Origin of the sequence: Pseudoalteromonas sp. NZS71_1, assembly GCF_015864305.1 — a bacterium.
Classification (GTDB): Bacteria; Pseudomonadota; Gammaproteobacteria; order Enterobacterales; family Alteromonadaceae; genus Pseudoalteromonas; species Pseudoalteromonas arctica.
In genome coordinates, this window is the sequence record NZ_JADYXM010000013.1 from 90,877 (window position 1) to 112,140 (window position 21,264).

Annotated in this window: 16 protein-coding genes; 5 read left to right on the top strand and 11 right to left on the bottom strand. The window is 38.9% G+C overall.

Features of this window, described 5'->3' with window-relative positions; translation table 11 throughout:
• Positions 1-21 precede the first annotated feature (21 nt).
• The 5 genes from I6F43_RS16390 to I6F43_RS16410 all read right to left on the bottom strand — a co-directional run bounded on the left by I6F43_RS16390 (position 22) and on the right by I6F43_RS16410 (position 5,340).
• Positions 22-432 carry a CBS domain-containing protein gene (locus I6F43_RS16390; RefSeq protein WP_197103215.1) on the bottom strand — a complete coding sequence of 137 codons (411 nt, stop codon included), beginning with the start codon at positions 430-432 and terminating at the stop codon, positions 22-24.
• Positions 433-600: 168 nt separating this feature from the next.
• Entirely contained in the window at positions 601-1,314 is a 714-nt protein-coding gene (fre, locus tag I6F43_RS16395) for an NAD(P)H-flavin reductase (RefSeq protein WP_024589658.1), read from the bottom strand.
• 109 nt (positions 1,315-1,423) lie between these two features.
• A complete protein-coding gene (gene ubiD / locus I6F43_RS16400) occupies positions 1,424-2,890 on the bottom strand; it encodes a 4-hydroxy-3-polyprenylbenzoate decarboxylase (RefSeq protein ID WP_197103217.1) in 1,467 nt (488 codons plus the stop codon).
• 71 nt (positions 2,891-2,961) lie between these two features.
• Positions 2,962-4,992, bottom strand: coding sequence for a methyl-accepting chemotaxis protein (locus I6F43_RS16405; protein WP_197103218.1), 2,031 nt, complete (start codon positions 4,990-4,992; stop codon positions 2,962-2,964).
• A gap of 66 nt (positions 4,993-5,058) precedes the next feature.
• Positions 5,059-5,340, bottom strand: coding sequence for an MliC family protein (locus tag I6F43_RS16410; protein ID WP_197103219.1), 282 nt, complete (start codon positions 5,338-5,340; stop codon positions 5,059-5,061).
• 145 nt (positions 5,341-5,485) lie between these two features.
• Between I6F43_RS16410 and I6F43_RS16415 the strand changes: the two genes are divergently transcribed.
• The gene (locus tag I6F43_RS16415; protein WP_024592606.1) at positions 5,486-6,391 is read left to right on the top strand and encodes a DUF808 domain-containing protein; all 906 of its coding nucleotides are present in this window, start codon (positions 5,486-5,488) and stop codon (positions 6,389-6,391) included.
• A gap of 44 nt (positions 6,392-6,435) precedes the next feature.
• Here the strand turns inward: I6F43_RS16415 and I6F43_RS16420 are convergent, their stop codons facing one another.
• From I6F43_RS16420 to I6F43_RS16430, 3 genes are all read right to left on the bottom strand, one after another.
• Positions 6,436-7,377 carry a tetratricopeptide repeat protein gene (locus I6F43_RS16420; RefSeq protein ID WP_197103220.1) on the bottom strand — a complete coding sequence of 314 codons (942 nt, stop codon included), beginning with the start codon at positions 7,375-7,377 and terminating at the stop codon, positions 6,436-6,438.
• Between the two features lie 86 nt (positions 7,378-7,463).
• Positions 7,464-8,864 carry a M20/M25/M40 family metallo-hydrolase gene (locus I6F43_RS16425; RefSeq protein WP_165736046.1) on the bottom strand — a complete coding sequence of 467 codons (1,401 nt, stop codon included), beginning with the start codon at positions 8,862-8,864 and terminating at the stop codon, positions 7,464-7,466.
• A gap of 180 nt (positions 8,865-9,044) precedes the next feature.
• Positions 9,045-11,123, bottom strand: a complete 2,079-nt coding sequence (locus I6F43_RS16430; RefSeq protein WP_165736047.1) for a TonB-dependent siderophore receptor — start codon at positions 11,121-11,123, stop codon at positions 9,045-9,047.
• A 191-nt stretch (positions 11,124-11,314) separates the two neighbouring features.
• Between I6F43_RS16430 and dbpA the strand changes: the two genes are divergently transcribed.
• Positions 11,315-12,703: an ATP-dependent RNA helicase DbpA gene (dbpA, locus tag I6F43_RS16435; protein WP_007580581.1), complete on the top strand. Its 1,389-nt coding sequence runs from the start codon at positions 11,315-11,317 to the stop codon at positions 12,701-12,703.
• 22 nt (positions 12,704-12,725) lie between these two features.
• On the opposite strand, the gene I6F43_RS16440 is transcribed toward dbpA, so the two are convergent.
• Entirely contained in the window at positions 12,726-13,298 is a 573-nt protein-coding gene (locus I6F43_RS16440; protein ID WP_007580582.1) for a DNA-J related domain-containing protein, read from the bottom strand.
• 76 nt (positions 13,299-13,374) lie between these two features.
• Here I6F43_RS16440 and I6F43_RS16445 point away from each other — a divergent pair, with 76 nt between their 5' ends.
• Positions 13,375-16,194: an ATP-binding protein gene (locus I6F43_RS16445; RefSeq protein ID WP_007580583.1), complete on the top strand. Its 2,820-nt coding sequence runs from the start codon at positions 13,375-13,377 to the stop codon at positions 16,192-16,194.
• A gap of 63 nt (positions 16,195-16,257) precedes the next feature.
• On the opposite strand, the gene rho is transcribed toward I6F43_RS16445, so the two are convergent.
• Complete coding sequence (gene rho, locus I6F43_RS16450) at positions 16,258-17,517, bottom strand: transcription termination factor Rho (RefSeq protein ID WP_002960945.1); 1,260 nt, start codon at positions 17,515-17,517, stop codon at positions 16,258-16,260.
• A 185-nt stretch (positions 17,518-17,702) separates the two neighbouring features.
• Positions 17,703-18,029, bottom strand: coding sequence for a thioredoxin TrxA (trxA, locus tag I6F43_RS16455; protein ID WP_002960942.1), 327 nt, complete (start codon positions 18,027-18,029; stop codon positions 17,703-17,705).
• A 91-nt stretch (positions 18,030-18,120) separates the two neighbouring features.
• On the opposite strand from trxA, the gene rhlB reads away from it, so the two are divergent.
• Both rhlB and gppA read left to right on the top strand, forming a co-directional pair.
• Complete coding sequence (rhlB, locus tag I6F43_RS16460) at positions 18,121-19,398, top strand: ATP-dependent RNA helicase RhlB (protein WP_002960940.1); 1,278 nt, start codon at positions 18,121-18,123, stop codon at positions 19,396-19,398.
• 43 nt (positions 19,399-19,441) lie between these two features.
• The gene (gppA, locus tag I6F43_RS16465) at positions 19,442-20,935 is read left to right on the top strand and encodes a guanosine-5'-triphosphate,3'-diphosphate diphosphatase (protein WP_010555420.1); all 1,494 of its coding nucleotides are present in this window, start codon (positions 19,442-19,444) and stop codon (positions 20,933-20,935) included.
• Positions 20,936-21,264: the final 329 nt, after the last annotated feature.

A 21,264-nucleotide genomic window follows, 5' to 3' on the forward strand; every position in this document is an offset into this window, starting at 1 on the left:
CGGCATTTTGTTATCTGCAATTTAGTGTGTTTGGCAACTTATGTAATTATCGTAAAGTGCTTTAAGTACATCTGCTCGGCTGATCATGCCGATTACTTTAACACCCTCTACAACAGGGTAGTTTTTTGGTTTACCGGGCTGCATTTGCTCTGCAAGCTCAATAATATTGGTATCGCCGCTAACGGTCACTACCTTTGTTTGCATAAGTTGCGATACTTTAACCATCCCATCACAAAAATAACTGCTTTGCGTAAGTGGTTTTAATAGTTCTTGCTCAGATATAAATCCGACTAGGCATTTATCTTTATCAAATACTGGTGCGCCAAGTAGTTTAAATTTTTGTAGTTCTGCTATGGCTGTCGTCATTTCTGTATCTGGTGTGATATTTGGCAACTTGCGTTGCATAAAATATTTTACTTTTGTATTTAGCATTTGGGTCTCTCCCGCTGATGTTCTATACAAAGTATGGTTTATAGATAGGGATTTAGGAAATTGTTTATGTTGATGAGATTGATAGGTTTTAACTATTAAGTATTTGTTGTTATATAAAATAAAAGCACCGATTAGGTGCCTTTATTCATAACTGAAAGTTAATTTCAATTATTTGATAAATGCGAATGCATCTGCGTACATGTTTTCACGAATTGCACCATGAGTAATAAAGTCATCACGGACAATACCTATCATGTCAAAACGACCGGCCATATAAATATCGTATGGTTCAAGTGATACAATATCTTGCATTACCGCTTTATGTACATAGCCAGTGTGACCTTGCCAATTAGCAGATGGATTTTCTACCACAGGGATAAACTCAAAGTTTTTGTGGCTATCGGCCCATGTTTGCATTTCTGTATGTGCGTATAAAGCTGACTCTTCTTTTACACCCCAGTAAAATAATACAGGACGGTCGCACTTAATTTCAGCTAAGTGATCAGCCATTGATTTTGCGTATGAAAAACCAGTGCCACCGGCAAGTAAAATAATAGGGCGCTCACATTGCAGGCGCAACTGTGAAATACCCAAGCCAGCTTCAATGTCTACTAACTGCCCAGTGGTATGGGCGTTTCGTAAATGTTCCAGCGATTGCATTGCATACGAATCGGCACCTGACGCGCCAATATGCAGTTCTATTGCATCGCACTGTGAAGGGCGACTAGCTATAGAAAAAGCACGTTTGTCTTTTTCGCCCAATACGAGTTGCATGTATTGGCCAGCTTCAAAGGTCACAGGTTGTTGTGGCTTTAAAATTACTTTGTGAACAAATTCTGTAAGTGGGCTGATAGCTACAACTTCAGCTTTTAATGTTTGCATTTTTTACCTTTTAGCAGCGCTTTAAACAGCAGATACGCAATCGAATAACTCGATTCTAGCATATCTGCAGGGTTATTTTATAGCCTGTTATGTACTTACATATAAACACTTAAAGAATATTAAGGCTTTCCCAAATATCATCTACGCGGTCTTTGGTGTCTTTATCCATAACAATAGGCTCGCCCCATTCGCGGGTGGTTTCGCCAGGCCATTTATTGGTGGCATCCATTCCCATTTTTGAACCAAGGCCAGAGACTGGCGATGCAAAATCGAGATAATCAATAGGTGTGTTTTCTATTAATGTTGTATCGCGAGCAGGATCCATTCGGGTTGTTATAGCCCAAATAACATCTTCCCAATCACGGGCATTAATATCGTCATCGCACACAATTACAAACTTGGTATACATAAACTGACGTAAGAACGACCAAACTCCCATCATCACGCGCTTAGCATGGCCAGGATATTGTTTTCTCATTGTTACAATCGCCATACGATATGAGCATCCTTCCGGCGGAAGGTAAAAGTCGACAATTTCAGGGAATTGCTTTTGTAGTATCGGCACAAACACTTCATTAAGTGCCACACCTAAAATAGCAGGCTCATCAGGCGGGCGGCCAGTAAATGTGCTGTGATAAATAGGATCTTTACGATGCGTTAAGTGAGTGACCGTCATTACTGGAAAATCATCTACTTCATTATAGTAACCGGTATGGTCACCATAAGGGCCTTCTGGCGCCATTTCACCTGGCATAATGTAACCTTCAAGTACTATTTCTGCACTGGCAGGGACTTGCAAGTCATTGGAAATAGATTTTACAACTTCGGTTCTGCTACCACGTAATAAACCAGCAAATGCATATTCGCTTAATGTGTCGGGTACAGGCGTTACTGCACCTAATATAGTAGCTGGATCGGCACCTAGTGCTACCGATACAGGGTAAGGTTGCCCTGGGTTTTCTTTACACCATTCCTGAAAATCAAGCGCGCCACCACGATGCGACAACCAACGCATAATTATTTTATTTTTGCCTAATAATTGCTGGCGATAAATACCTAAATTTTGGCGCTTTTTATAAGGCCCTTTAGTAACTGTAAGGCCCCAAGTAATTAATGGCGCTGCATCACCTGGCCAACAATGTTGAATAGGTAATTTAGTTAAATCTACATCATCGCCTTCTAAAACTACTTGTTGGCAAGGCGCTTTTTTAACTTCTTTTGCAGGCATATTAAGCACTTGCTTAAAAATAGGTATAGCACCTAGAGCTTCTTTAATACCCTTTGGTGGATCAGGTTCTTTTAAAAAAGCGAGTAGCTTACCCACTTCGCGAAGCTCGCTAACATCTGTTTGGCCCATGCCCATTGCTACGCGTTTTGGTGTACCAAATAGGTTGGTAAGCACCGGCATATCGTAGCCTTTTGGATTTTCGAATAATAACGCAGGGCCTTTTGCACGCAATGTGCGATCAGATATTTCGGTCATTTCAAGATACGGGTCGATTTCTTGGGTGATACGTTTAAGTTCGCCTTTTTTTTCAAGCAAATCGATAAAATCACGTAGATCTTTATATTTCATTGTGGGCCGCTATTAAGCAAAAGAGTTGAAGTATTATACCCATTTCATGCAAGCCAAGTCATTACTTGCACTTAAAACTTAAAGCGCTCTACGGCACTTGTTAAGGAGTGTGCAAGTTGATTTACGTCTTCACTTTCGCTTGCTAGGGTTGTCGCGTTTTTGGCATTCAAGGTTGCTTGCTCTGTCACCTTGGCCATTATTTGTTGAATGTCGTTACTGTTAGTCAATTGCTCATGTGATGCATGAGCAATCTGCTCACTCATCTGATTAACAGACAACAATGTGCTTTTAATACGCTCTACGGCTTTATTTAGTTCAGTGCTGTTTTTAACACATTGCTTGGCTTGGTGTTGGCCATCGGTAATGTGTTCTTGAGTTGTTTGAGTGTGCTGTTGCAATGTTTGGATCATGGTGTTTATTTCGCTAGTCGAGGTCTGTGTACGTGCAGCTAATGATCGAACCTCATCAGCAACTACAGCAAACCCGCGTCCGTTTTCACCCGCTCGCGCTGCTTCAATTGCAGCATTGAGTGCCAATAAGTTGGTCTGCTCGGCAATGCTGCTAATTGTTTCAACAATGGCTTCAATAAGCTGAGTGTGTTGGGCTAGTTCCTCAGTGCTGCCTACTGCTTTATCAAGGCGCTGTAATAAAGTTTCTATACTTAGACTATTTTTATTAGCAATCTTGTTTACGTCATTGGCAAATTGCGATGCATTGGTTATTTCACTTGATGTTTTATCTGCTTGTTCATAAACCGCTTGTGAGTTGGTTAGCATATTTTGTGCAAGCGATGTTGCCTGCGCGCTTCGCTCCAACTGCTGTTGTGCAACAACCGTCATTTGCTGACCTTTTTCACTGGTTTTAATAGCGCTGCGGTCTAGTTCATGGGCGTCACTACTAATTGCGCCAATTAACTGGGTAAGGTCTTCACTGAGTTTATTTATGTTATTTAGCAAAGTACCAAATTCATCTTTACTGCGCGGATGGCTTCGCTTTGATAAATCACCTGAGGCGATTCGGGCTAAATCGCGGTTTACTTTTTTAAGCGGTTTTAGCATTGCGCGAGTTGTAAAAATAGAGATAGCGATAATCAATATAATTAAAACAAGCGTAATAATTACTACAGAACTAATCCCTGTATTTATGGCGGCCTCTGCATTAGTTTGTAAGGCATTAAAGCGCTCATCAGCCAATTTATTAAGTTCAATAAGCTGACCTTCTGTTGTTATAAATTGCTGTTGAAAGTGTTCAAAATTTTGAGCCGCAGCAATAGTACTTTTGAGTACTTTATTTTGTTGGGCATAAATTCCTGTATCGTTGTTAAGTAACTCTCTTAATTGATTAAACTTAGTCGTTAAATTTTTAGCATTAAACGCATTATTAAAAGGTAGCGCTTGTTGCTCTAAATAGGTGAAATTAGGTTGGATGTTATCTAGTAGAAATAGGGTATCTTGCTGATGGCTATTTAAATCATTGATACTTGTAGTTTGAGTAATGCTTTTTATATTATTGCTTAAGTTAAACAATAAATCATCTATACGGGTCGCTGTTCCAAACATCGCATTAAGTAGCGCCTGCTGTTTTGCAGGCACTTCTAAAAGTTCTATATCAAGTAAGTTAGAACTTAAATTGTAAAGTTGCTCGTTAAACGTTGCTGATAATTCTATGGTGGAATTTTGCGCTACAAACTTACTCTCTTTAGCACTAAACATTGCGACACTTACTTTAGTCAGTTGCTCGAAGCCTGCGTTGGTACTGGTGAGTAAATTTTGCATTGTTATTTGTTGATTTAGTTGAGTGCTTAACGAATTGAGCATATCGCTAAATTGTTGTTGTTCAGCTTGCGCCTGTTTTTTATTTTGTTGAAGTAAATCAAGGTTTGCTTGGCTGTAAGCTAAGGCATTAAATTTGGTAATAGACAGTAATGATAGCCTTAAATCTTTACTGAACTGTTGTACCGGAACTGCTAATTTTTCGGTTCGGGTATTGTTAACGCTAATTTTGTTTAATGACCAATAAAAAAACACACTACTTGTTAGCACCAATAAACCAATGGCTGTAAAAGCTAAAATTATTTTATGTTTGATCGCAATTGAACGCATAACTTCATCACAATAATGGGTCTTCAATTATTGTAGCATTGCTGTAATTTATTGGTTAGTTTTGTGTTAAACCTTGATACACTGTCTTTTTTTACCAGCAATGATTAGCATGGCCTCATTTCCCTTACCCCAAAACAGTACCTCTTCACTTATATATTTATTCCCTGATGCACTTTTTTCGTGATTAAGTACATGCACTTTATTGTTAAAGATAAGTTCGGCTTCAGAATTATTAATGATATTGAGTTTTACGCTCTCATCATCGCATTGGTAAGCAGTACTGGTTTGTAAATCACTACATGCGGACAAGCTTAGTAAAATAGCGATTAATGCTAAATATACTTTCATTTTTCCTCCCATCTTCTTTAAAAGTTAGTTAAAACACAGGGCAAAATTTTAATCTAATGTAAGAATAACAAAGCAAAATTAACCGTTGGTGAAAGTAGCGCTTTACGTTATGTTTATAGCAATATTTTTTGAGCTCGGAAGCTTTATGGCAGGCACTAACCTTTTAACGTTATTAGACGATATAACCACTTTACTTGATGACATTGCGACAATGAGTAAGGTAGCAACAAAAAAAACAGCGGGTGTATTAGGCGATGACTTAGCGCTCAATGCACAGCAGGTTACAGGTGTTGCAGCAGAGCGTGAATTACCGGTTGTTTGGGCTGTGGCAAAGGGCTCATTTTTAAATAAAGCGATACTCGTACCCGCTGCTTTATTAATAAGCGTATGGCTACCTTGGTTAATAACACCGCTTTTAATGATGGGTGGTTTGTTTTTGTGTTTTGAGGGAGCTGAAAAAGTATTTGCTAAGTTTTTGCCTCATCACAATGAAGTGGTAGATGAAGATGAAAAATTAGATTTAGTTGAGTATGAAAAACAAAAAATAAAAGGGGCAATAAGAACCGACTTTATTCTTTCTGCCGAAATTATTGTTATTACTTTAGGCACTGTGGCAGGCGCTACATTACTTAACCAAGCTTTAGTGCTTTGTGTTATCGCAATTATAATGACGATTGGCGTTTATGGCTTAGTGGCCGGTATTGTAAAGCTGGATGATGCCGGGCTTTATTTACTCAACCAATCTAAAGTGTCAGCTAATAAATTTAAAGAGTTACTTGGTAAAGGCTTACTCGCAGCAGCGCCTAGGTTGATGCAGTTTTTAGCATTTGCGGGCACCATTGCAATGTTTTTAGTAGGCGGCGGGATTTTAGTGCATGGTGTTGAGTTACTGCATCATACTCAAGTGGATGTAACAAGCTATGCTCAGTCTGTTGCTGGCGGCACAGGAGAAGTATTAGCGCCTCTCTTGTTTGATGGTTTGCTAGGTGTTATTGCCGGCTTAGTTGTTGTGCTTATACATGTAAGTTATACAAAGTTATTTAAAAAATAGTTTATAGCTGGCGTACTTGTTGCGCCAGCTATATTTAAATTCACTCATTCACAGTTAGCTATTTTACAAAGCGATTCTAATTCAAATTGTGCTTTAGTATTTTTTTGCTCAATGGCCTTTTTATACCAATAAATAGCCTGTTGATAATTTTGAGCTATTCCCTGACCATCACGATACATTTGCGCTAAATTTAATTGCCCCCATTGAGAACCCGCTTCAGCAGCTTGCTTAAAGCTATTAAATGCTTCAAAAAACAACTTATCTTTAAAATAAATAATGCCTTGTTGATTGTTTTTATCGAGTTTTAAACCTTTATATAGTGGCTTAGGTTTGGGAGGAAACATCACAAACCCGCCATAAAGGCTGTTGGCATAAGGTCGCAGCACATCATAAATAGCTTCGTCTTTATACAAACGCTTTACTTCATCACGAGGGAGGGTGATTGTTTTAGTGGAGAAGTAATTGTCTTGAATTAGTTGGCTGGTACGCATTGCCAAGGTAATACTATTATTACGTTTATAGCTGTAGTTGCTTATCTGAAAGGTAATAAACTGCTTGTCAAAACTTAAAACTTGAGCAATTCTTAAATTGGTTAGGGTCCAGGGTTCGTGTGTAAATTTGTCGGCGTGTACTAAGTAGGTGTCATATATTTTAGGTGTATTCAAATAGCTTTGCTTTTGAGTCTCGGTATCAAGGTGTTGTTGATAAAAAAACGAAACAATCCAAAGCAATAAAAATACGCCAATAAAGTATTTAGGTAGGCTTAGTTTTTCTATTAACGGTAGTTGCGGTATTTTAACAGGTTCGCTTTTTCCGCATTGATAGCACTCGCGTTTATAGCTTAATTTTAAGGCAAGCATAGGTAAAATGCTAAATCGTAAATAGCGGCTTTTATTTACTAAATGGTAGGCGTCGCTCTGGCAGTGAGGGCAGCGTGTTATTTGTGCAAAATGTGGAAATGATTCACTCGTATTGAAAAGTAACATAAAGCACGCTCCTTGTTTAATTACCTAAAGGTAAAACAAGAAGCGTGTTAGTTAAAGCTACAAACTGTAAGTAAGTATGTCTGTTATTACTTATTTTGAGCTTTAGGCTTGATAGTGGTTTTTGCATCGGCAGCCATTAGAGCAAATACAGCATATGCAGCGGTATTTTGACGAAGCTTAGCAGGTGTTACTTTATCAAGCGTATCGTCAGCTGTATGGTGGTAATCAAAGTAATCTGTTCCATCTTGAGCAAGTTCAAAAATAGGCGCTGACGTTGCTGCTTTAAGTGGAATTAGATCGGGGCCACCATTCGCTTGGTTTTTACCAATGTGCTCAATATTTAACGGCGCAAGTTCTTTTGCTATAGCGCGAACTACAGGAAGTGACTCTGCGCTTACGTTCGATTCAAAAGCATATACAACATCGGCGCCAAAATCAGACTCAGCGGCTGCAACAATATTGCTTAGCTCGTTTTTATGCTCTGCAAAATAAGCTTTTGCACCCCAAAGACCTAGCTCTTCAGCTGCAAAAAGTACCACACGAATACTGCGCTTAGGACGTTTTACATCGCTAATATGTTTAGCGGCTGCCATTGTTAGTGCAACGCCTGCGCCGTCATCTAATGCGCCAGTCCCTAAGTCCCAAGAATCTAAATGCCCCCCAATTAATACATATTGCTCAGGGTTTTCGGTACCATTAAATTGGCCAATCACGTTATAACCAGTGCCTTCACCAAGGCTTTCGGTTTGCACATTAATATTTACCGATACGTCTTTATTTAAAGCAACTAAGCGTGCTATTTGATCTGCATCTGGGTTAGCAATTGTTACGTTAGGTATTTTTGTAACACCTTCTTTGTAGTAACTACCGCCAGTGTGTGCAAAGCGATGATGACCGGTACTAACCGAGCGCATCATGTAGGCAACAGCGCCTTTTTTAGATGCTTCTATAGCGCCTGTACCGCGTGCTTTTACAGCAGGTCCGTAACCATTCCCGTCTATGTCGCGGTTCATACGGTAATTAATATACGCAATTTTACCTTTTAAACTGTTTGCCGGTGCGGCTTTTAATTCATCAAGTGTTTCGAATAAGACTACCGGCGCTGTAATCCCATCTTTTGGCGTGCTTATACTGTTACCTAATGCAGTTAAGTGCAGTGGTTGCTCGCTTGGTGTTAGTATTTTTCCGCTTTCGCTATAACGGCGCCATTCAGGAAATGTGGCTTTTTCTAACCATACTTTATCAAAGCCCAGTTCATTAAATTTGGCTTGAGCCCATGCCACGGCTTTTTTATCGTTTTCGGTACCAGGAAGGCGTGGGCCTACTTCAGTTGTTAATGACTCTAGTAATTTATAACTTAAATCACTATTTAGTGCAGAGGTGCGCACTTCGTCTACTTGTTGTAATTGCTTTTGGGTAAATTCGGCGCTGTTAGCGTTTGCAGCCATACTGCTAGTAAGCAGCAGTGCGGTAATTAATTTTTTCATTTTGGTAGGCCTTTTTAATAATTAGCGCTATTAGAGCATGTAACAAACATGATAAAAAATAGATGAGATGAATAGGCTTTGTAATAGGTTTAATGCTGTTAGGTGTGAATATTTAGATATAAAAAAGCCCGCGTAAATGTACGCGGGCTATATTTTAAAGCTGTTATTTAAGGCATTTATTTAAAAGCTAAATTGCGCAGCTAAACGAAGATTTGTGCCCTCGCCAACAGTTACATTATTTGTGCCGCCGCCACCTAAATAGCTTTTATCAAATAAGTTTTCGATGTTAAGGCGTAAGTTAATATCGGTATTACTTAAGTTAAACTTATAAGTTGCACCTACATCAACACGCGTATAGGCATCTTTAGTAATTGTATTAGCGCTATCGGCAAAGCGCTCACCTTCGTAAAAAGCACCAGCATTAAGTGCAATGGCGTCGTTTAATTCATAACGCGTCCAAAGTGATGCCGACCATTTTGGTGCATCGGTAGGGCGTTTACCTTCCAATATTTCATCGCGTTCAAAGTTAGCATCTAGATACATAGTTGATGCCATAACAAATAAGCGGTCAGTAGCGGCACCTTGTGCGCTTACTTCAACACCTTTGTGGCGTTGTTCACCCACTTGGTTTGTTTCACTTGTGAATGAGCCAATAGGCGTCTCAAGTTGTTCGCTAACAAGAGTACCTTCTTTGCTAATATCAAAAATAGCACTGGTAAGCATTAGGCGGTCATCAAATAACTGCCATTTAATACCAATCTCTCTTTGCTTAGATGTAACAGCATCTAATTTCATGCCGTTATTTACATCTGTTTCATCAATCAGTGTTTCACTACCTTGAGGCTCAAAACCTTCTGAGTAACTAGCGTATATAGTTGCAGAAGCATTTGGGTGATAAAGCACACCTACTTTTGGTACAAATGATTCGTTATCATTTCCTGTGCTATTTTGTTTGTCGTAACGACCACCCAATGATAGTTGCCACTCAGGCGAGAACGAAATTAAGTCTTGAACGTAAATTCCGTAGTAGTCGTATTCAGTTTCGCTTACTGTATCATCTGTTTTATAGCTTACTGATGGACGAGATGGTTCTGCTTGTCCTGCAGAAAAATCAAAAGAGTCGGCAGAGGTACGACGTTGCCCGTAGTAATAATCAAGCGAGTTTGCGCCAATTAAAAATTGGTGCTGTAAGCTACCTGTTTTAAATTCACCAATAAAATCAATAAATGCAGTTTTAAATTGCCAATCATCAAAACGGTCGTAAGGGCGAGATTCATAACTATCGCCTTCAACAAAGTCACTTGGCATATTCGGTGCTGATTCAAAGCGTTGGCGCTCAAACGTTTGTTCGTTATAGCCAAGCTTTACTTGCCAGTTATCGGTTAAAAATACTTCTAGGTCTACACCTAGGTTTTCTACGGTTATGTCGGTAAATGCCCAAGACATATCACGGATTGTTTTATCATCACCAATTACATTGGCGTTTTCGTCTATCCATGCGCCAGTATCTAAACCGGCTTCGTCGTCTGTGCGGTCGTAATGCACACGTACTAATGCGTTGTCGCTAATATCGTAATCTACAACTAAAGCACCTAAAAAGCGGTCACGCTCGCGGTTTTCACCGTTTTGGTATTCACGCCAGTAATCAACATCTTGTTTAACTAAAATACCACGAGCACGTAAATCTTCAGATTCAGTCAAGGCACCTGCAGCATCAACCATAAAGCGCGTTGAGCCATGTTGATCTACATCGGCACTGGCATTAAATAATGTTTGTGCTGTAGGCTTTTTAGTAACCATGTTCACCAAGCCACCCGGACCTGATTGACCATATAAAATGCTCGATGGGCCTTTAATTACTTCAACTTGTTGTAAAATTTCGATTGGTTGTTGGTAGTGCGACCAATGCTGATGCCCATCACGTAAATAACCTGTTGATGAGCTTAGCTCAAAGCCGCGCAAGTTAAATACCTCACGATTTCGTTGTTGTGAGCCTGCAGTTAAGCTTGCGTCATTTGTTAGTACTTCGCCAAGGGTAGTGGCAAGTTGCTCACTAATAATAGTGTCGGTTATTACGGTTACAGATTGTGCGGTTTCAAGTAATGAAGCTGATGTTCTCATTGCGCCATTAGCGTTATCTACTTTGTAATCGTTAAAGTAGCTACCTTTTACTTCTATACGCTCAAGGTCAGTAGTGTTTGCGTATGTGTTTGTTGTAATGCTTGCTAATAGTGCTATGTAAAGAGAATTCAGTTTCATTGTTTGCTTCCAGCAGTGATATGTAAAAAACAATCGCGATCTTAATGCAAACTACTATCATTTTCAACACCTTTTGTTAACGTGCTTTATTATGTGTTTGTTAATGGTTGCTAATTACGAATTCTGCTATTATTAGCAGCATATTTAGTGGGGCTTTCCCCCACGTTATTTTTATTGCTATGGAACTTACTGTGACTTCAACTGCTTTTTCATCTTTGGCTTTACCAGCTGGACTCGTTGATAATTTATCAACACTTGGTTATGCGCATATGACACCTGTACAAGCGCAAAGTTTACCGCCTGTACTTGCTGGTAAAGACATCATTGCTCAGGCAAAAACCGGTTCAGGTAAAACTGCTGCGTTTAGCTTGGGTGTGTTAGCTAAATTAAACGTAAAACGCTTTCGTATTCAATCTTTAGTCTTGTGTCCTACTCGTGAGCTTGCCGAGCAGGTTGCGGTTGAAATGCGTAAATTAGCGCGCGGTATCCATAACATTAAAATATTAACGTTATGTGGCGGTGTATCAATTGGTCCACAAATAGGCTCGCTTGAACATGGCGCGCATATTATTGTTGGTACACCTGGGCGTGTTGATGACCATATTCGTAAAGGTACTTTACGTTTAGATGATGTTGAAACATTGGTACTTGATGAAGCCGATCAAATGCTTGATATGGGTTTTCAAGATACACTTGATGCAATTATTGAGCGCATTCCACAAAATCGTCAAACATTGTTATTTAGTGCAACATTCCCAAGAGCTATTGAAGCAATTGCTAAGCGTGTACTTAAAAATCCAGAAATGGTTAAAGTAGAAGAAGAGCAAGCCAAAAGCACAATTAAGCAGTACTTCTACAAAATGGATAATAATAAGCAGCGCTATCCAACGCTAAAATTATTATTACTTAAATTTACACCACAAAGCTGTGTTGTGTTTTGTAATACTAAAGTAGAAACACAACAAGTGTGTGACGATTTAGCTGATGAAGGCTTTAGTGCTGTTTCGCTACACGGTGATTTAGAACAGCGCGATCGTGAACGTACGTTAATTCACTTTTCAAATAAAAGTGCTTCAATACTTGTTGCAACCGATGTTGCTGCACGTGGTTTAGATATTGACGACATGGATATGGTGATTAACTACCATTTAGCACATGACACGCAAACACATGTGCATCGTGTTGGTCGTACAGGTCGCGCTGGTAAAAAGGGCATTGCATGTTCTATTTACGGTGAAGCAGAAGCGTTTAAAATTGCTCAAATAGGCGAACATTACGAACGTGATATTACTCCAGAGCAAATGCCACCATTTAATTTATTAGACAAGCCACCGTACCGCCCTGAAATGGTTACTTTGATGATTGATTCAGGTAAAAAACAAAAAGTACGTGCAGGTGATATTTTAGGTGCTTTAACGGGTAAAGATGGGGTTGCAGGTCGTCAGGTGGGTAAAATTAACGTACTTGATAACGTAGCGTTTGTTGCTGTTGAGCGTAACTCATTAAAACCTGCGCTTCGTAAATTAACCGAAGGCAATATTAAAGGGCGTAAAATACGCGCACGCCGCCTTACTCGTTAATTTAAACTTCTAAATTAATAGATTAACGAGCAGCTACCTTTAGCTGCTCGTATTGTATTTTTATTTTTTTAAACTCAACTTCACAGCCATTTGGTTTATCTGGGTGCACTTGTAATGCAAGTTGTCTCCAGCGCTTTTGAACATTTTTAAGAGTGAAATTTTCAGGTAACTTCCATTCTAAAGCCAATGCTTTAAATTCATTTTCATTTAAAGCCTGTTGTGGTGATGTCGTTTTAAACTGACGCCAAAAGCTATTTAAAAGCTCATCAATCTGCTCTTCACTGGTATCGTAATTATGCCAATCTAAATAATAATCTCGCAAATTTTCGCTTGTTGTTACTAAACTATTATCTCCTTTTTCTAAAAGCTCGATATGCAGAGCTGAAATGAGTAAACTCTGAGGGCGTAATTGTGCCTGCAGTTGGTACAGTGCATTCATGATTAAAAAGTTACGTTTAAATAAATCACGTTCAGGACTTTTATCGAGAGTGGTCATAGCGCTGCGGTTTGTCAGTTCTGCTGCTAAAGTATGAACTTGCCAAACCTGCTTTGTTAGTATTAGCTCAAAAATCTCATCAATCAGTGGGTTAAGCATTGTTTAGGCCCTAGTAGTTGGTGTATCTTCAATAAAGATTACACTGATATAAGTAACGGTTTGAAGGATTAAAATTATGCTGGGCAAGTTAAAATGCCTCTTATTTACTATATGCTGTGTACTAATAGCTCCTAGCTATGCCCAAAATAATGATTCGTTATTTGAGCAATTCAAAAACGAAGTGCAGTGGGAGCCTAAATTACAATTAGCAAACATGCTACTTGCTAATAAAAATGCCTCCAAAAAAGAGCGTGTCGCTGTTTATTCGGCATTGGGTAATACTGCGTTATCGGTTGATAATTTTAAAGACTCATTACATTACTTTAAATTACTTGAACAACATACTTCGGATACTTTCTTCCCTGATGAGCACTTTCGTGCAATTAAAATGCAAGGTGTTGTACTTTTTTATCAAGGCTTATTTCAAAAAGCGATTATTGAATATACCCGTACCCTAGCATTAGCAGAAAAGAATAAGCAATTACTAGAGCAGGCAAACTTATTAAATAATATTGGTTTGGCCTATTTTAATATGAATAAGCTAGGCGATACCCTAGAGTTTTATTTAAAAGCAAAAGCTATCTACGAGGCGTACGGTAGTGAGCAAGATAAAACCGATATACTACTTAATATAGCAGGCGTTTATATACGCTTATCACGCTACGATAGTGCGTTTGGTCTTTATCAAGATGTACTTAAGGTTTATCAACGATTAGATGATAAAAGCGGTATTGCGCAGGTATATAACAATATGGGTGTTGCCCATATGGAGAGTAATCAATTTGACTTAGCACTGCATTATTATCAGTTAGCGCTGCGCTATTATATTTCAGCTAATGATTACAATAAGTTATCTACACAATATACAAATTTAGCAAATACTAATTTAGTATTAAAAAAAGTGGATGAAGCGTACGAGCAAGCTAAATTAGGTGAGTACTACGCCCTTAAAATAGATAATCATAATTTAGAGCTTAATGCGCTACATGCGCTGGCTAAAATTCAGTTTGTTAAGGGTAACTTAGAAGAGGCGCAAATAAATTTAGATAGAGCTATTTTACTTGCTCATGAATATGGTAGTGAGCGAATAATTAGAGAGAGCTTAGGGGCCAAAGCACTTCTTGAAGCCAGTAAAGGCGATTATTCAAGCGCAATGGCTTTGCAACAAAAATATATTAGTGAGTTGCGAAAGCTTAGAAGTACGGCAATTATAAATGCACTAGCGGTACTTCAGCATCAATTTAAAGCAACGCAATTGAACCAAGAGATAGAAAAACTTAAGCAAGATCGCCGTGTGCAAGAGCTAAAAATGTCGCAGCGTTCTCAGCTTACTTTATTCTCTTTTTTACTATTACTTTTAGTTGTCGTAACTGGTATCGCGCTTTATCGCCGTGGTGCAGAAAAACGCGCTAAGCAGCAGTTAACAGAACAAGTTACGCAACGTACTGCAGAATTGCAGGCAATTGCACAAGAGCTGAGAGAAGCCAACGATGTTAAAAGCCAGTTTTTGGCTAATATTAGTCACGAAATTCGCACTCCACTAACGGCTATTTTAGGGCAAACAGATGCTTTGATTAATGAATTATATGAGCCTGAGTCACTTAAAGATGAATTAAGAGTAATTCAGCGTCACAGTGACCATTTAAAAAGCTTAATAAATGATGTACTCGATTTAAGTAAAATTGAAGCCAATAGATTAGAGTTAAATATTTCGTGCTTTGATATTGTAGAGCTGGTAAATGATGTGCACGCAATGTTTATCACCCAAGCAAAAGCAAAAAATCTACACCTTATTTTAGACAATCAAGTGGGTAATGAGTTTTACACTAAGCTGGATTTAATACGCGTAAAACAGATTCTTATAAACTTATGTGCAAATGCTATTAAGTTTACTCATTCTGGACAGATCATTATTGCATTAAATAAGAGTGAGCAAGGACTAGTTATTATTGTAAAAGATACCGGTATTGGTATGAGCTCTAAACAGTTAAAGCTTATTTTTGAATGCTTTAGCCAAGCTGATAACAGCATTAGCCGTCGCTTTGGTGGTACAGGGTTAGGCCTTAGCTTATCGCAACAATTAGCTGCGATGATGGGCGGTTATATCAGCGTACAAAGCGAATACAAAAAGGGCAGTCAGTTTTCGTTCTTTTTACCGTGCGCAGAAGTAAATAAATCTCAAAGCATGATTGAAACTCAAAGTGCTCCTAAGGCAAATAAGCAATTGGCAGGTCGTGTCGTACTTGCGGAGGATCATCCTGATAATCGTAGGTTAATAAGTCGTTATTTACGCTCAATGGGACTCGAGGTTATTGCTGTTGAAAATGGTGAGCAAGCGGTAGAGCAGTGCTTAAAAGAATATCCAGATTTGGTATTGCTCGATATTCAAATGCCAGTGATGGATGGGCGTTCTGCTTTTCAGCTATTAAAACAATGTGGTTTTGAGCGACCTATTTTTGCTTTAACAGCAAATGCTATGAGTCATGAAGTGGATGGTTATTTAGAGTTAGGGTTTACTGGTTACTTAGGTAAACCGATAGACAAAGAGTCATTTTATAAAGCGCTTTCTAGTCACCTACATAATGCAGAAGATCAGCCAATTACAAAGCAAAATGAAGTTGATATGAGCGATCTTGTGATTAGTTTCAAGCAGAGCTTTGCTTTGGAGAGTGAAACGATTACGCAGCATTTTATAAGCGAAGATTTAGATGCGCTACAAAAAGATAGCCATCGCATTTTAGGGGCTGCACAAATGTTTGGTTTGGATGAAATTGCGCAATCGGCTAAAAATTTAGACAGAGCACTTCTACGCAGAAGCCAAAAAAGCAGTGCAAATGACTTTAAAGCGCTCGTTGATACGCTGCAGGGTGTACTTAAAAAGTATAATGAAAGTTAAACTGTATTTAATCCAGACATAAAAAAAGCGCCTAAGGCGCTTTTTTATTCAATTAAAACGCTTTTATTGGCGTCTCATCGAATCAAAAAATTCATCATTGGTTTTGCTCATCGATAGTTTATCGATTAAGAATTCCATTGCATCAATTTCTGACATGTCATGAACAATTTTACGTAAAATCCAAAGCTTTTGAAGTTCATCTGGTTTTGTTAGTAATTCTTCACGACGAGTACCTGAGCGGTTAAAGTCGATAGCTGGGAATACACGTCTTTCCGCAATTTTACGGTTAAGGTGAAGTTCCATGTTACCAGTACCTTTAAACTCTTCGTAGATAACTTCATCCATTTTAGAGCCAGTATCGATAAGAGCTGTAGCTATGATTGTTAAGCTACCACCTTCCTCAACGTTACGTGCAGCACCAAAGAAGCGCTTAGGTTTATGTAATGCGTTAGCGTCAACACCACCAGTAAGTACTTTACCTGATGAAGGAATAACGGTGTTATAAGCACGTGCTAAACGAGTGATTGAATCCAATAAGATAACAACATCTTTTTTATGTTCAACTAGGCGTTTTGCTTTTTCGATAACCATTTCGGCAACTTGTACGTGACGAGAAGCTGGTTCATCGAACGTTGATGCAATAACTTCACCTTTAACTAGGCGTTGCATCTCTGTTACTTCTTCCGGACGTTCATCAATAAGTAAAACCATTAATGTTACATCAGGATGGTTGTGCGTAATTGATTGTGCAATATTTTGAAGTAGCATTGTTTTACCCGCTTTTGGCGGAGCTACTAACAAACCACGTTGGCCGCGGCCAATAGGAGATGCTAAATCAAGTACACGGGCTGTAATATCTTCTTTACTGCCGTTACCACGTTCCATGCGAAAACGTTCGTTTGCATGTAATGGAGTAAGGTTTTCAAAAAGAATTTTAGTTCGAGAGTTTTCAGGTTTATCAAAGTTAACTTCATTTACTTTAAGTAAAGCAAAGTAACGTTCACCGTCTTTAGGTGGACGAATAAGACCTGAAATTGAATCGCCAGTACGCATGCTGAAACGGCGAATTTGGCTAGGTGAAACATAAATGTCATCTGGGCCAGCTAAGTAAGAGGCTTCTGATGATCTTAAGAAGCCGAAACCATCTTGTAAAATCTCTAATACACCGCCGCCGAAGATATTCTCTCCGCCTTTGGCATGGGATTTAAGAATGGCAAAAATGATATCTTGCTTTCTTAAGCGGGCTACGTTTTCGAGCCCCATGGACTCAGCTAAGTCTACAAGCTCTTTAATGGACTTGTCTTTTAATTCGCGTAAATGCATATTGGTGGGTTCTTTATTACAGTTGTCATACTCAAAATCGCTTTGATCGTTGAGTGAGGTTTGTTGAATATAACTAAGGATTAGTTGGCTTTATAAACTAGCAGTTCACTGGCAAAGCGTCCAGTCTTTATACAAAATAAATTTAAAAAAGGGCAAAAAGCCCTTTTTATTGTTCTAGCTTACAGTTAGATGTTGTTTTCTAAAAACTCAATAAGTTGAGTTTTTGAAAGAGCACCTACTTTCGTTGCAGCTACTTGACCATCTTTAAAAAGAAGTAAAGTAGGGATACCACGAATACCAAATTTTGGCGGTGTGCCAGCATTTTGGTCAATGTTTAATTTAGCAACAGTCACACGGCTGTCGTATTCATCAGCAACTTCGTGAAGAATAGGGGCGATCATTTTACAAGGTCCACACCATTCAGCCCAGAAATCTACTAGTACTGGTTTGTCAGATTGTAATACGTCAGCTTCAAAGCTATCGTCAGTAATTTGGATTATTTTCTCGCTCATTGCGCTCTCCGATTTAGTTAGGCGAAATATTTAGTGCGTATTTAAACACTCTTGTTTCTTATTGCAAGTTTAAACGTTATGCTTAAACGCTATGACTAAGACACATTTAACCGATAAAAAGTTTTCAGACTTTGCTATCGCACCGGAAGTGGTTGCCGGTTTAACCGAGAATGGGTTTGAATATTGCACACCTATTCAAGCAAAATGCCTACCTTTTATTTGTGATGGACGCGATATCGCGGGCCAAGCTCAAACAGGTACAGGCAAAACGTTGGCGTTTTTAACTGCCACGTGCCATCGGTTATTACAATCTAGCAAAGCACCTAGTAAACATCCAAGAGCCCTGATCATGGCCCCTACTCGGGAGCTTGCGATTCAGATACACAAAGATGCTAAAATTTTAGCGCCGCACTGTAATCTTAACTTAGGTTTAGTATATGGTGGCGAAGATTACGAAAAACAACGTGCACAACTAGAAAAAGGCGTTGATATTTTAATTGGTACTACAGGTCGTCTAATTGATCTGTATAAGCAAGGCTGTTACACCCTTAATGAAATTGAGGTAGTCGTGCTTGACGAAGCTGATCGTATGTTCGATTTAGGTTTTATCAAAGATATTCGCTATATGTTCGATCGTATGCCAGATACATCAAAGCGTTTAAACTTATTATTTTCTGCCACATTATCGTATCGCGTACAAGAATTAGCTTTTGAGCACATGACAAACCCAGAACATGTTCAAATTGAACCTGACGTTAAAACGGGTAAACGTATTCAAGAAGAGCTATTTCATCCTTCGCAAGAAGATAAAATTAAGCTGTTGTTAACCTTAATTGAAGAAGAATGGCCAGAGAAAGCAATCGTGTTTGCAAATACCAAGCACAGTTGTGAAACAGTATATGCTTGGCTTAAGTCAGACGGTCATCGTGTAGGTATGCTTACTGGTGATGTTAACCAGAAAAAACGCCAAACTATATTAGCGCAGTTTAGCAAAGGCGACTTAGACTTTTTGGTTGCGACTGATGTTGCAGCGCGTGGTCTTCATATTCCAGAAGTAAGTCATGTATTTAACTTTGATTTACCTGACGATTGTGAAGACTATGTTCACCGTATTGGTCGTACTGGCCGCGCTGGTGCATCAGGCCACGCAATTAGTTTTGCATGTGAGCAATATGCATATAACCTGCATGAAATTGAAGAATATATAGAGCACAGCATTCCTTTATCACATTATGATAAAACAGCATTGCTAGATGATTTAACTCAGCCTATTATTCAAAGAAAGCGCAACTATTCAACAGGTCCACGTAACCGTAGTAATAACAGCGGACGTCGCCCAAATAATAGTTACCAAAAAGGACGGTCGTAAACGACCGTTTGTATAAGTAGTAGTAACTAGAGGTTTTTGAACGGTGGGGCAACTTAAACCGCAAAAAAATGTGTACGCAGTTATTGATTTGGGCTCAAATAGCTTTCATATGCTTATAGCCAAATCAATTGCTGGCGGTCTACAAACAATTGGACGTGTTAAACGCAAAGTCCGATTAGCCGCAGGGCTTGATAAAGATAACGTATTGAGCACTGAAGCAATGCAGCGAGGCTGGGAATGCCTTGCCCTTTTTGCTGAGCGTCTACAAGATATCCCAGATAAAAACATCACCATAGTAGCAACAGCCACCTTACGGTTAGCAACTAACGCCGAAGTATTCAAAAATCATGCAGAAAAGATTCTTGGCCATAACATTAATGTTATTAGCGGAGAATTAGAAGCGCGCACAATTTATAAAGGTGTTGCTCATACTTCATCTTGTACTGGCAAACAGCTTGTTATTGACATTGGTGGTGCAAGTACCGAAGTTGTAATTGGTAAAGCATTTGATGCCTTACATTACAAAAGCCTCAATATGGGCTGTGTTACCTATCTTGAGCGCTACTTTAAAGATTGCCAATTAAGTAAGAGTAACTTTAACGCAGCCATAAAGGCAGCTCGTACAGTCATTGATGAAATTTCTCCAGAATATAAAACAGCGGGATGGCAAATTGCATCTGGTGCTTCTGGCACAGTGCAAGCAATTCAAGAAATTATGGTCGCTCAAAATCTTGACGATTTACTTACGCTTGAAAAGCTCAACACTATAAAAGAGCAAGCAATTGCATTTAGCACTATTGCAGCGCTAGACCTTCCTGGATTAAGTGAAGACCGTCGACTGGTATTTGTATCAGGACTTGCAATCTTAATCGCACTATTTGAATCTCTTGAAATAGAAAAAATGGGGTTGGCGGGTGGAGCACTGCGTGAAGGTGTTTTATATAGCATGGTTCCGGAGTTTCATAATAACGACATTCGTAAACGCACAGTTGATGGGTTTATGAGTCGTTATCACGTTGATCAAAAACAAGCGTGTCGAGTTTCAAGCTTGGCTATGCAGTTAGCGGTAAGTATTGATAAAGATTGGCCAATTGAAAGTTTAAATGGGTTACCACTATTAAAAGCGGTAGCGCAGCTTCATGAGATTGGATTACTAATAGAATATAAGCAGTACCATAAACACACTGCTTATATTTTGGAAAATACTGATATGCCTGGTTTTTCACAGTCAGAGCATAAATTAATAGTAGCGGTAGCGGATGCGCATCGTTCTGATTTTCCAAAAGGCTGTTTTAATTCACTCGGCGTAAATAGTCTATTAGCGCAATATATAGTGAGATTACTACGAATAGCAGTCATCTTATCAATGCGCAGACAAGATGACGTACTGCCTAAGTTTAAGTTAACTGCTAAAAATGAAGTGTTAGACCTTAAGTTTGAAAGTAACTGGTTAAAAGATCATCCATTAATGGCCAGCGAGCTACAACAAGAGTCTAAACAACAAGGTAAACTTGGGTGGAAGCTCATAGTAAACTAATTAAAAAGGCCCACCAGGGCCTTTTTAGTGTTTAAAGTAACCATTTCGATGCAAATATGTGCGAACAGCACATTATTTCAAGTTTTCTTCAAAAAAGGGTTGATCTGTTTTCGGATCTCCCTATAATGCGACCCCACTGAGACGGGAAACGCCAACGCATAGCGAGGCACGAACAACTCAGGGTGTTAAGTAAAACTTAGTTTGAATCTTTTTAGAAAGTTTAAATTTAAGTGTTGACAAAAAAATAGGAAAGCGTAATATGCGCAGCCCTAGCGAGATAAAGTTTAACTTTATAATCGCAACGTTCTTTAACAATATAAAGCAATCAT